Raw genomic sequence first — 12,635 nt, 5'->3', positions numbered from 1 at the left:
TACGGTGGTGTGAGAGGTCGGTGAACACGAAAGTAGGAAATAAACACCTATGATTAGGGTTTACCTCCTACTCGATTTATAAAAAGGTAGAAAATAATAATGAATTAACTTATTACCTTTCTATTTTTGCTCAAAATTAACAAGATCTGTAACTTTGAAATTATTAATATAAGCTATCTTTCCAGTTATATTTTCTTCTGCCATTTGTACAAATATATGTGCGCTCTTTGCAAAAAGCTCTGGAGCTTTTGATGCATCGGCAATAATAAGCAAAGCCATAATTATCTCAGCTGTAATATCATAAAGACGACGTGCAAGTAAATCTTGTGCATCTTGACTTTCCATTTCTTTCACTTTGTTGATAGATGATTCATATTCTTCTACCATTTTCTCTATTCGCTTAGATAATGGTTGCATATCTTTAGATACTGGTTCAGCAAGCATTTCACGCATAATGCCTAAGTAAGTCCCATTCATAACATATCTATTTGCTGCAACAACTTGCAACTGGGTAGTGCCTTCATAAATAGAGAAAATACGTGCATCACGATATAAACGCTGGCACTTATACTCCATAATAAAACCAGAACCGCCATGTACAGATATGCTATCGTAGGTATTTTGATTAACATATTCTGAGTTCATACCCTTTGCTATTGGAGTAAAAGCATCTGCCAAACGAGTGTATTTCTTCATTTCTTGACGCTCCTCAGGTGATAGTTTCTCAAAGCGAGCAATATCTTCTAAAGCCTTATATAAATCCACATAACGTGCAGTTTGGTATAGTAGTGAGCGTCCAGCGTCCAGCTTTGCTTTCATTCTAGATAGCATATCATAAACAGGAGGCATATTTATTATTTTCGTACCAAACTGAGCACGTTCTTTAGCATAAGCTAAGGCTTCATTATAAGCTTCTTGGCTAACACCTACAGATTGAGCAGCAATACCTAATCGAGCACCATTCATTAATGCCATGACATATTTTATCAAACCTAAACGTGTATTACCACATAATTCAGCTTTAGCATTTTTATAAACTAATTCACATGTAGGTGATCCATGTATACCTAATTTATTCTCTATATGACGTACATCAACTCCACCATTACGCTTATCATAGATAAACATAGACAGACCACGTCCATCTTTAGTACCCTCTTCTGACCGTGCAAGTACAAGATGTATATCAGAATCACCATTCGTTATGAAACGTTTCACACCATTCAGGCGCCAACAATTCTCTTTCTCATCGAAGCTTGCCTTTAACATTACACGCTGAAGATCGGAACCAGCATCAGGCTCTGTTAAGTCCATAGACATTGTTTCACCTGCACAGATACGTGGTATATATTTCTGTCGCTGCTCTTCATTTCCAAATTCATATAAGGTATCAATACAACTCTGTAATGACCATATATTTTGAAATCCCCCATCACCTGCAGATATCATTTCCGACATCATTGAGAAAACTACATTAGGAAGATTTAATCCTCCATAACGACGCGGCATACTAACACCCCACAAACCTGCTTTACGGGTAGCTTCAAGATTTTCAAGAGTCTTGCTTGCATAATGCATACGATTATCGATAAGGTGCGGACCTTCTAAGTCTACCTCTTCAGAGTTAGGTGCAATTGTTTCACCTGCTATTTCGCCAGTAACATCAAGTATTCGCTTATAGTTTTCAATAGCATCTTCGTAGCAAACAGGTGCTTCTTCGTACTTTTCTTTATCGGCATAGTTACGTTCTTTAAGCTCAACTATGCGCTTCATTAATGGATGATCGAGATGAAACTCAATCTCTGGATGTTCTGTATAGTAATTAGCCATAATTATATCTTTTCAAGTTTTTTCTTTAAAATTGCTGACTTAAAATCTCTTTCTCAGGGACTTTAATTATTTTCTATTTTGTATTTTGCTTATAATACTTAATCATTTTAGGCACCACTTCTTCTATAGTACCATTTATAACATAATCAGCAATCTGATTAATAGGTGCATCAGGATCACTATTTATAGAAATGATAATACCCGATTCCTGCATACCTGCTATATGTTGTATCTGACCAGAAATACCACAAGCTATATAAACCTTAGGGTGAACAGTAATACCAGTTTGACCTATTTGACGATCATTATCTATCCAGCCAGCATCTACTGCTGCCCTACTAGCACCTACTTCGCCATGTAACTCCTTTGCTAATTGGAATAATAATTCAAAATTATCTTTAGAACCTACGCCATAGCCTCCAGCAACAACTATGGCAGATCCTTTTAAGTTATGCTTAGCTGCTTCCACATGACGTTCTAACACCTTTACGGCATAACTCAACTTACTAACATACTTGTTTACATCAGGATATACAACCTCATTTTTTGCCTTACCATTATAAATAGCTTTCTGCATTACTCCAGAACGTACTGTAGCCATTTGAGGACGATGCTTAGGATTAACTATCGTAGCTACAATATTTCCTCCAAAAGCTGGACGTATCTGATATAATATCTTATCATAGTGTTTACCTTCTTTCTTATCATCATATGGGCCTATCTCTAACTGAGTACAGTCGGCAGTTAACCCACTTGTTAGTGAAGATGATACACGTGGACCAAGGTCTCGCCCAATAACAGTTGCCCCCATTAAGCATATCTGTGGAGATTCTTCTTTAAAGATATTAACCAAAATATCTGTATGAGGTGCAGATGTATAGGGAAACAAATGCTCATCATCAAACACAAATAACTTGTCTATACCATAAGGAAGCACTTGAGATTCTACTTTACCTTTTATACCAGAGCCTGCTACAATAGCATGTAATTCTACTTGAAGTTCGTTAGCAAGTTTTCTTCCCTTAGTTAATAATTCTAGTGAAACTTCCTGTACTGTAGTACCTTCAAGCTCACAATATACAAAAACATTATTCATTACTTTGCCTTATTTTAGCCTATAATCTTTTCTTCTAATAACTCTTTCATGAATCCTTCTATATCTTCATCTGAGCTACTAAGCGTTTTACTCTCTTTTGCTTGAAACACAATATTCTGCACAGCTTTTACCATAGTAGGTGAACCAGCTAAACCACATTGAGCCTCATCACCATTAACATCAGCCACAGACCACTGATGAAGTGTTAAATAAGGACGCTCATCATAAAGATATTGCCACGTCTCTTTACCTGTGCGTTCCATAGGACAAGTAGCATACTTATATTTCATTATACGCTTAACATTACAAGGACGAGCTGGTGCTGCAGAACCATTTACTGTGATAAGTACAGGTAAAGGAGCTTCTACCACTTCTACCCCACCATCAATATGACGACGAATAATAGCCTTTCCGTTTTCTATTTTAACTATCTCTTCTGCATATGTTACTTGATTTAATCCTAATTTTTGAGCTACTTGAGGTCCTACCTGTGCAGTATCACCATCTATAGCCTGACGTCCACCAATGACAATATCAACATTTCCTATTTTTTTTATTGCCATAGATAAAGCATAAGAAGTAGCTAAAGAGTCGGCACCCGCAAACTTGCGGTCGGTAAGCAGCCAACCTGTGTCTGCTCCTCTATAAAGACTTTGACGAATAATTTCACCAGCACGTGGAGGCCCCATTGTTAATACACCTACCGTAGAATCAGGATTTTGTTCTTTTAACCTTAATGCTTGTTCTAAAGCATTTAAGTCTTCTGGATTAAAAATAGCAGGAAGAGCTGCTCGATTAACTGTACCTGCCGCTGTCATTGCGTCCTTTCCCACATTACGTGTATCTGGCACTTGTTTAGCAAGTACTACAATTTTTAAACTCATAGTTATATATTATTTGTTTTATATATGATATTTAGTTTACGAGTATGTTATGGCAAAAGTAAGATTTTTCTGCTATAATAGAAAACTTTTACCCTCTTTTTCTGCAAATACATCACACTTATCTATACTTTAGATAGATATTATACTAAATAAAAAATAAAAAAGATATAAAATCAAAGTATAAAATAGCTTTCTTAATTACTTTTCTTACCTTTGCAAGGTATATTAATAATTAAAAGAATGAAAAAAATATTTTCCTTATGCGCATTAGCAGCAAGTGTTATAGTAATATCTTCATGTAACAAACATGAAACTTATGCTGATCAATTAGATCGCGAGAATAATGCTATAAATGCTTATATTATAAAAAATGAAATAAATGTAATAAGCCAAGAGCAATTTGTTAGCCAGAATAACACTACAGACACTATAAAAAAACAATATGTTTTGTTTCCTAATAGCGGTGTTTATATGCAGATTAGGGAGAAAGGTACAGGCGATTTTATAAAAAGCGGAGAGACTGCACGCATACTTATACGATTTTCGGAATATAATATATTAACAGGCACTATACAATTATCAAATAATACATTGCTATGGAGTAATGTTGTAGATAAAATCTCTTTAACCAACTTTAAAGGTACGTACACAGCTTCTTTTAATAATGCTTCAAGTCTTATGGCTACTGCTTATGGTAGTACGTCAGTACCAAGCGGCTGGTTAGTGCCTATACCTTATTTAAAGATAGGAAGATTAATCAACTCAAGCTCTAAGTTAGCCCATGTTAGGCTTATAGTTCCATCACAGCAAGGTCAAGCAAATGCTACTCATGATGTTTATCCTTGTATGTATGATATAACTTTCCAAAGAGGATTAGAATAAGAAATATTTAAGTATAAAAAAAATATTATGACTTTAATAAAATCAATTTCAGGTATCCGTGGCACTATAGGAGGTCATGTTGGCGATACCTTAAACCCTTTAGACATAGTAAAGTTTACTACAGCTTATACCACTTTTATTGGTCGTAAACACCCAAATAAAAAGCTAAAGATAGTTGTAGGTCGTGATGCTCGCATATCAGGCAAGATGGTAAAAAACATTGTATGTGGCACTTTAATGGGCATGGGAGCAGATGTGATTAATATAGGTTTAGCTACTACCCCAACAACAGAGTTGGCTGTTCGTATGTCGGAGGCTGATGGAGGTATAATAATTACAGCATCACATAATCCTCGTCAATGGAATGCTTTGAAATTACTAAATAATGAGGGGGAATTTCTTACAGCTAAAGAGGGTGCTGAAGTGTTAAGTATTGCAGAATCTGAAGATTTCGACTATGCTGACGTTGATGCCTTAGGATCTTATCGTGATGATGATACTTTCGATGAACGACACGTTGAGGCTGTATTAGACCTTAATTTAGTAGATGTTGATGCTATAAAGAAGAGTAAGTTTAGAGTTGTAGTAGACTCAATAAACTCTGTAGGTGGTGTGATTTTACCTCAGCTACTTGACAGATTAGGCGTCGATTACACTTTTATTAATGGCAAAGCTAATGGCGACTTTGCACACAATCCTGAGCCAATAGAGAAAAACCTCACCAGTATTATGAATGAATTATCAAAAGGGGGTTATGATCTTGGAATAGTGGTAGACCCTGATGTTGATCGTTTAGCTTTCATTCAGGAAGATGGTAAGATGTTTGGTGAAGAATATACTCTTGTAGCTGTAGCCGATTACATTCTCAATAATACGAAAGGCAACACTGTAAGTAATTTAAGTTCTACACGTGCTTTACGCGATGTTACCGAAAAACATGGTGGTAAATATTATCCTTCTGCCGTAGGAGAAGTAAATGTTACTACTAAAATGAAAGAGGTAAATGCTGTTATAGGTGGAGAAGGAAATGGTGGAGTAATATACCCAGAGTCTCACTATGGGCGTGATGCTCTTGTAGGTATAGCCTTATTCTTAACTTTATTAGCTCAAAAAGGTATGAAAGTGAGTGAACTTCGTGATACTTATCCAAAATACTTTATGGCTAAGAATCGTATAGATCTTACTAAAGGAACTGATATAGATGCTATTCTTAATAAGATAAAAGAGCTTTATTGTAATAATACAGATGTAACTATTACTGATATTGATGGCATAAAGCTCGATTTTCCTGAATCGTGGGTACATCTTAGAAAATCTAACACAGAACCTATAATACGTGTTTATAGCGAAGCAAAAACCATGGAAGAAGCTGATGCTTTAGGTAAAAAGCTCATGCAAGTAGTATATGATATGGAAAAATAAAATTATTAAAACACCATTTCATATACGATATAAGCATACATATATATTATAATATGGCAGAAATTAAGTCTCGGAAAAGACACCGACTTAATTTCTGCTCAACTTTATATCTTACTCTTTAGGCATGTTATCACTGCGTTTTACTGCAAAACGTACTTTTTCGCCTTCTTCTTTGCGCTCTTTATAAAGCTTAGGCAAAGGATTAGCAAAAGGTTCATCATAATTAGAACGATTACGATAAATATCAATAGCTGCATAAATGGCATTTCGAAAAGCATCTATTTTCACTATATTTTTACCTGCTTGCGACAAATGATTAGGCATATCAGGAGCTGTACGTATTAAAGAAAGTCCTGCTGTATAGTTTATTCCATTATTAGCAGGAATAATATGAAAAGGTGTAAATGCTTGTTCGTAATACATTGCAAGAATACCATCAAACTGTTCATAATCACCATTGCCAAAGAAAGTATCAGAAGGATAAGCTCCAAAAGCTTGTATCCCATTACTTGCTAACTCTTCTATGGCAGGCTGTATAATATCTACTTCTTCTGAACCTAATAATCCGCTATCTCCTGCTTTAGGATTTACTCCCAACAAAGCTATTCGAGGACATGATACACGAAAGTCGCGTTTTAGACTGTTATGAAGAAGAGTGGCTTGCTTTACGATAACATTCTTTGTCAAACATTCGCATACGTCCTTTAATGGTAAGTTGCGTGTAGCTAAAGCTATACGCAAGCCTTCGTTTACTAATATAGTCAAACCTTCTGTCATTATACCAAGATGATCGTTTATATAACGACTTTGCCCGCTAAAATGAAATTTATAATTATTATCTAACGGACATGTTACAAGAACATCAAACAGACCTTTTTTATAATCTTCTAAAGCACGATCTATTGCTACTAAGCCTGCATTACCCGATTCTTCAGATGCTTCTCCAAGGTCTACTTTTACCTCCTCTTCTAATATTGGTAATAGATTAACTTTGTTTTCAGCCATTTCTGTGGCATCATTAATGATAGTAAAATTAGCCTCTATATTTAAAGCATTGCGGTGATAAGTAGCTACTTTGGGCGATCCATAAATAATGGGCGTACAAAGGTCTAACATGCCTGGTTCTGCAAAGGTTTTAAAAATAAGTTCATAACCAGTCCCATTAGTATCACCATGGGTTATCGCAATGCGTAGTTTTTTGTTATTTTCCATTCTGTAATATGAGTTGGTAAGTGTTTAATATGTTTTTTATCATAAAAATTTTCAGTGTAACGTATATAAGGCAGCTTCCAGTCGACGCATACGATTACGTTTTTCCTTTTCTGGAGCAAAAAGGAAAGCTTCTACTGCTAAACATTTATCTTGCTTTTTTACCTTTGGTAATAAGTAAGTAACGAAACTTCCTCCCATTGCATCTTTCTTCATCTGCCATGTTCCTCGTATCGTTATGTTGCCTGTATGTTTGCTTATAGTTTTACTTGATATATTAGCAAGGGCAAGATAATCACCTTTCTGAGTTCCTTGAATGTTTTGTTGCATAACACTATCATGCTGTGCTTGAAACTTTTTTTCATTAATATAATAAAGACAAATATTCATCATTCCTTCTGAAGCATTATTAGATAACCACAAAAAGTCTTTTCCCACTTTGCTTTCTGTGAGCTCTGTTGGTAAACTTATTTGTTTCCTAAAAAGTTTCAGTACTAATGCTTCCGCCTTATTATTAGGTTTTTGAATGAGATTTTGTTGCTCTCGCATAATCTCTTTTTGAAGAATTTTTATGAGAACTTCTGGCATTATTCTTTTTAATACAGCCTCATCTTCTGCTTTAATATAAATAACTAATTGATTGTCTACGAACTCATTATCTTTTTCTATTAAGCAGGCTGAAGGTATACCTTTTTTTGTTGTCTTCTTAATCTGTACAACTACTATTGTACGAAAGTTATTATTACTCACAGATAATTTTTTAGCTTTTATTACATCTACCATGGGTTCAGCCTGGAGCAATCCCGGTGTAGGCACAGATAGGGCATTATATACAATATTATTTACATCGCCCACAACTAATACCTCATATGGTTTACCTACACTTTTAGGTCTACTTGCTATATCTTTACACCCTAAAAAAGCAAATAATATAATGGGGAGTAGACAAAAGTAATAAATATTTTTATACATTTTCTTTCTTCTTTGCCGTAGAAAGCAGACCACATGCTGCAAAAATATCCTGTCCTCTGCTGGCACGAATAGTTGTAAAAACACCATGCCTTGTTAAGTAATCACGAAAATGTTCCATTGTAGAAATATCAGACCCCTTTAAAGGAACATTTGGTATTTGATGAAACCTAATGAGATTAACCCTGCACTCTAAGCCTTTTACAAGATTTATTATAGCTTTAGCATGCTCTAAACTATCATTCTTCCCACCAAAAACAATATATTCAAAAGACAATCTACGCTGGTGCGAAAAATCATAATTATGTAAAAGATTTATTACCTCTTTTATGCTCATAGCTCGCTCTGCAGGCATCAACTCCTTTCGCTGTTCCTCTAAAGGAGAATGCATGCTTATAGCTACCTGACACTGGCTCTCGTCTAAGAATCTTTTTAATTTGTTTTTTACTCCTACACTACTTACCGTTATACGTTTAGGCGACCATGCATATGCATACTCTGCTGTCATAATCTCAGTAGTACGTAACACATTGTCTATATTGTTCATAGGCTCACCTTGACCCATGAAAACTATATTTGTTAGCTTTTCTCGCTCAGGTAATGAATAAATTTGATTAAGAATATCTGTTACCGATAAGTTTCCTTCAAATCCTTGCTTCCCAGTTTGACAAAATAAGCAATTCATTTTACAACCTACTTGTGATGAAACACATAGCGTAGCACGGTCGTTATCAGGGATATAAACTGTCTCTACAAATTTATCTTCTTCCGTAGGGAAAAGATATTTTATTGTACCATCTTTTGAGTATTGTGCATCTATGGGAGCTTTGCAGCCAATAGTATATACCTTTGAAAGCTTCTCACGATTAGCTTTCGATATATTTGTCATCTCATCAATGCTCTTAATATGCTTTATATATAGCCATTCTGCTATTTGTTTACCAGCAAAGGCAGGTAAACCAATATCTTTAGCTATTTGCTTTAGCTCAAAAAGAGTCTTGCCCAATAAGGGAAGTTTTTCTATAATTGTCTTGTTCATCTTTGCAAAGTTAATAAAAAGACATGAAAAGATTAATAGTTTTATATTTTTATATCTTATTAGTCTGCTAAAACTGTTTAAAAGATTGTAATTCAATGAGCTATAAAAGAAAGGTGTATCCGACAAGATAGTTTCTTTACTATAATATATGACAATATGTTTTATACGCTATAACTTATATGCTTTAAAGTACTAAATGTAGGGAAATATAAAAGCACATGCTTATCAAAAGTTATTAATTATAAAACTTTATACATATTGTTCTAAAATATTTAAAGGGAAACGGTATTTTCAAAACATATTAATATAACTTTTATATAATAATAAGTATGCTTAAAACTATAAAAACATAATCTTTATAGAAGAAAAATAACTTATTTTTGATAGATTTTTAATCTATTTTATATTCAAAAATAATCTATTTTTATTTATAATACCTATTCTTTTCATTGCAAGTATATATGTTATTCCGCAATAAAATATAAACATTTTACTCTTTTTCAATATATACACAAAGAAAGAAATGCTAACAGTTTGCAAATTATTGTCTTTTTTGTTCATATCTAACTTATAATTTGAAGAATTTATGTACATTTGCATATAATCTATATAATTAATATAACTAAAGCATATCAATGAAAATATCATTTCTTATAACAGCTGTTTTTAGTGTTATTTGCCCTAACATCATGGCTAATAATATATCTATCAATAAAGATAAAATACTTGTAAACACTTGCGTAAAAGATGCTATTACTTATGTTTGTCAACGTCCAAAAGAAGCTGATAGGCTTTTTAAATCAGACGTTGTAGATAAAGAAATAAGACGTATATTAAAAATGCTAAAGAATAGGAAATTAGCATGGATGTTTGAAAATTGCTTTCCTAACACTTTAGATACTACTGTTCATTTTACAACTGACATTAATGGCAATCCTGATACTTTTGTATATACAGGAGATATACCTGCTATGTGGTTACGAGACTCTAGTGCACAAGTATGGCCTTATCTCCAATTTGCAAATAAAGACAAACGAATAAAGGATATGATAAAAGGGCTCATTCTTCGCCAGTTTAAATGTATTAATATAGATCCTTATGCTAATGGCTTTAACAAAACACCTGACCCTAAAGGCAAGTGGATGAGCGATGGTACAATAATGAAACCCGAGCTGCACGAGCGTAAGTATGAAATAGACTCTCTTTGCTACCCTATTCGTTTAGCATATGAATATTGGAAGGTAACTGGCGATGCAAGTATTTTTGATAAAGAATGGCTAAAAGCAATTAATAACATACTCATGGTTTTTCATGAGCAACAGAAAAAAAACGGAAGAGGGTCCTATTCTTTTCTACGTGTTACCGATCGTGCATACGACACATTAAGTAACGCCGGATGGGGGTCACCCGTAATGCCTGTCGGGCTTATAGCTTCGGCTTTTCGTCCATCAGATGATGCTACTACGTTTCAGTTTCTTATCCCTTCTAACTTTATGGCTGTATCTTCATTAAAAAAAGCTACAGAAATTCTTTCTAAAGTAAATAAAAATTCAACTATAGCTTCTGAATGTATTAACTTAGCCACTGAGGTTAGTAACGCACTAAAAAAATATGCTATTTATAATCATCCAAAATATGGTAAGATATATGCCTTTGAGGTAGATGGGTTTGGAAATCATCTTCTCATGGACGATGCTAATGTCCCAAGTTTGCTATCAATGCCTTATCTTGGAGATGTAGATATTAAGGATCCTATCTATCAAAATACCCGTCGCTTCGTATTAAGTGAAGACAATCCTTTCTTTCATCATGGCAAAGCTGGTGAAGGCATTGGCAGTCCGCACATAGGGAATGATATGATTTGGCCAATGTCTATTATGATGCGAGCTTTTACTTCGACGAGCGATGAAGAAATAAAACGATGTATTATTATGCTTATGAATACCGATGCTAATACTGGTTTTATACATGAATCGTTTTATATGAATGATGCAAACCATTTTACACGACCATGGTTTGCTTGGCAAAATACACTTTTTGGGGAGTTAATTCTAAAGATAATTAACGAGGGGAAAGTTAATATTTTAAACAGTTTATAATAATCTATTTAATAGATACTTATAATATTGTTTATCTTTAAAGTTAAAACTCATAAGATTAAAAAAGATTTATATATTTGTTTATATCAATCAATATAATTATCTTTGCAATTAAATGATATTCCTTCATTCTATTATAAATAGCCAATCACAAGATGAAGCATAAATATATTTTTTTACTTTTATTACTTTTTCCTATTCTTACTTTTTCCCAAGGCATAGTTATCGGAAATTATACTTTTAAAAATAATGCTAAGTTTCATGGAGAGATGTTTCGTGGTAAGCCATGGGGAAAGGGTAAAACAATTTATCCAGATGGAAGTATTTATGAGGGAGTATATGCTAAAGGTGTACGTGAGGGCATTGGCACACTTACTAAACCTAATGGAGAGAAATATGAGGGTAACTGGTTTCAAGATCAGCAATTAGGCTATGGTAGGTATACTTATTCTAATGGTAATATTTACGAAGGATTATGGTTTAAAAATCAACAACATGGCATCGGTACTATGTATTATTATAATAAAGATAAATATGTAGGTAGCTGGAAAAATGGCAAAAGATGTGGTGAAGGAAAATATATATTTGCAGATGGATCGTATTATGATGGCTCATGGGAAAATGATATGAAAAATGGTCATGGACAGTTTGTTTGGAGAGACAAGTCTTCTTATACAGGCAATTGGGTAAATAATGTAAAAGAAGGTCGTGGTATCTTTATTTATTCTAATGGTGATGATTATTCTGGAGGATGGGCAAAGGATCTGCAAAACGGTAGAGGTACTTATCATTTTCGCAACCGTGATGTTTACCAAGGCGATTATATTAATGGGCAGCGTACTGGAACAGGTCTGTTACGTTATAGGAATGGTGATGAATATTATGGCCATTTTGTAGATGGAGAAAAAAGTGGTTCAGGTATGATGAAATGGCATAACGGTGATATTTATACAGGAGAATGGAAAAACGATAAGCAAAATGGTAAAGGCAAGCTAATTAAGCATAATCAAGATACATACGAAGGAGCTTTTTCCGATGGTATGCTTAATGGTAACGTATCTGTTAGCTATGCTGATGGTTCTGTTTTTAGAGGTATTTATAAAAACAATAAGCGTAATGGCGATTTTATAGAATATGATAAAAACGGACAAATAAAAGCAACAGGTACTTATAATAACGGAGTAAGACACCAAAATAAATAACAT

At 34.0% G+C, this 12,635-nt stretch carries 10 protein-coding genes; 4 read left to right on the top strand and 6 right to left on the bottom strand.

All coding sequences use genetic code 11. From position 1 onward, the window contains the following. Positions 1-120: 120 nt before the first annotated feature. From AC1DCD_RS00990 to AC1DCD_RS00980, 3 genes are all read right to left on the bottom strand, one after another. Complete coding sequence (locus AC1DCD_RS00990) at positions 121-1,830, bottom strand: acyl-CoA dehydrogenase family protein (RefSeq protein WP_464639600.1); 1,710 nt, start codon at positions 1,828-1,830, stop codon at positions 121-123. A gap of 73 nt (positions 1,831-1,903) precedes the next feature. Next, positions 1,904-2,926 (bottom strand): electron transfer flavoprotein subunit alpha/FixB family protein, encoded by a 1,023-nt coding sequence (locus tag AC1DCD_RS00985; protein ID WP_008448106.1) that lies wholly within the window; start codon positions 2,924-2,926, stop codon positions 1,904-1,906. A 14-nt stretch (positions 2,927-2,940) separates the two neighbouring features. After that, complete coding sequence (locus tag AC1DCD_RS00980) at positions 2,941-3,810, bottom strand: electron transfer flavoprotein subunit beta/FixA family protein (RefSeq protein ID WP_464639603.1); 870 nt, start codon at positions 3,808-3,810, stop codon at positions 2,941-2,943. A 240-nt stretch (positions 3,811-4,050) separates the two neighbouring features. Here AC1DCD_RS00980 and bamK point away from each other — a divergent pair, with 240 nt between their 5' ends. Together bamK and glmM are read left to right on the top strand one after the other, a co-directional pair. Then, positions 4,051-4,692, top strand: coding sequence for a BamK family beta-barrel-assembly machinery protein (gene bamK / locus AC1DCD_RS00975; RefSeq protein WP_464639605.1), 642 nt, complete (start codon positions 4,051-4,053; stop codon positions 4,690-4,692). Positions 4,693-4,719: 27 nt separating this feature from the next. Beyond that, the gene (gene glmM, locus AC1DCD_RS00970; RefSeq protein WP_464639607.1) at positions 4,720-6,114 is read left to right on the top strand and encodes a phosphoglucosamine mutase; all 1,395 of its coding nucleotides are present in this window, start codon (positions 4,720-4,722) and stop codon (positions 6,112-6,114) included. Between the two features lie 111 nt (positions 6,115-6,225). On the opposite strand, the gene AC1DCD_RS00965 is transcribed toward glmM, so the two are convergent. Genes AC1DCD_RS00965 through rlmN form a run of 3 tightly spaced genes read right to left on the bottom strand, consistent with a single transcriptional unit; the run spans position 6,226 to position 9,331 of the window. Next, positions 6,226-7,326: a PdxA family dehydrogenase gene (locus tag AC1DCD_RS00965; protein ID WP_464639609.1), complete on the bottom strand. Its 1,101-nt coding sequence runs from the start codon at positions 7,324-7,326 to the stop codon at positions 6,226-6,228. A 51-nt stretch (positions 7,327-7,377) separates the two neighbouring features. After that, on the bottom strand, positions 7,378-8,295 hold the full coding sequence (locus tag AC1DCD_RS00960) for a DUF4837 family protein (protein WP_464639611.1): 918 nt from the start codon (positions 8,293-8,295) through the stop codon (positions 7,378-7,380). Next, entirely contained in the window at positions 8,288-9,331 is a 1,044-nt protein-coding gene (rlmN, locus tag AC1DCD_RS00955; protein ID WP_464639613.1) for a dual-specificity RNA methyltransferase RlmN, read from the bottom strand. Before rlmN ends, AC1DCD_RS00960 begins: the two co-directional genes overlap by 8 nt. 635 nt (positions 9,332-9,966) lie before the next feature. On the opposite strand from rlmN, the gene AC1DCD_RS00950 reads away from it, so the two are divergent. Together AC1DCD_RS00950 and AC1DCD_RS00945 are read left to right on the top strand one after the other, a co-directional pair. Further along, entirely contained in the window at positions 9,967-11,430 is a 1,464-nt protein-coding gene (locus AC1DCD_RS00950) for a glycoside hydrolase family 125 protein (protein WP_464639615.1), read from the top strand. A gap of 155 nt (positions 11,431-11,585) precedes the next feature. Next, positions 11,586-12,632 carry a toxin-antitoxin system YwqK family antitoxin gene (locus AC1DCD_RS00945; RefSeq protein WP_464639617.1) on the top strand — a complete coding sequence of 349 codons (1,047 nt, stop codon included), beginning with the start codon at positions 11,586-11,588 and terminating at the stop codon, positions 12,630-12,632. Positions 12,633-12,635 lie beyond the last annotated feature (3 nt).

It is taken from the genome of Prevotella sp. C0209C1, assembly GCF_056583855.1.
Note: the sequence above shows the minus strand (reverse complement) of the source record. Positions and strands in the feature narration are given on the sequence as shown.

Excerpts from the sequence above, each read along its gene's own strand:
- AC1DCD_RS00990 (WP_464639600.1), bottom strand. The coding sequence starts at position 1,830 with ATGGCTAATTACTATACAGAACATCCAGAGATTGAGTTTCATCTCGAT.
- AC1DCD_RS00985 (WP_008448106.1), bottom strand. The coding sequence starts at position 2,926 with ATGAATAATGTTTTTGTATATTGTGAGCTTGAAGGTACTACAGTACAG.
- AC1DCD_RS00980 (WP_464639603.1), bottom strand. The coding sequence starts at position 3,810 with ATGAGTTTAAAAATTGTAGTACTTGCTAAACAAGTGCCAGATACACGT.
- bamK (WP_464639605.1), top strand. The coding sequence starts at position 4,051 with ATGAAAAAAATATTTTCCTTATGCGCATTAGCAGCAAGTGTTATAGTA.
- glmM (WP_464639607.1), top strand. The coding sequence starts at position 4,720 with ATGACTTTAATAAAATCAATTTCAGGTATCCGTGGCACTATAGGAGGT.
- AC1DCD_RS00965 (WP_464639609.1), bottom strand. The coding sequence starts at position 7,326 with ATGGAAAATAACAAAAAACTACGCATTGCGATAACCCATGGTGATACT.
- AC1DCD_RS00960 (WP_464639611.1), bottom strand. The coding sequence starts at position 8,295 with ATGTATAAAAATATTTATTACTTTTGTCTACTCCCCATTATATTATTT.
- rlmN (WP_464639613.1), bottom strand. The coding sequence starts at position 9,331 with ATGAACAAGACAATTATAGAAAAACTTCCCTTATTGGGCAAGACTCTT.
- AC1DCD_RS00950 (WP_464639615.1), top strand. The coding sequence starts at position 9,967 with ATGAAAATATCATTTCTTATAACAGCTGTTTTTAGTGTTATTTGCCCT.
- AC1DCD_RS00945 (WP_464639617.1), top strand. The coding sequence starts at position 11,586 with ATGAAGCATAAATATATTTTTTTACTTTTATTACTTTTTCCTATTCTT.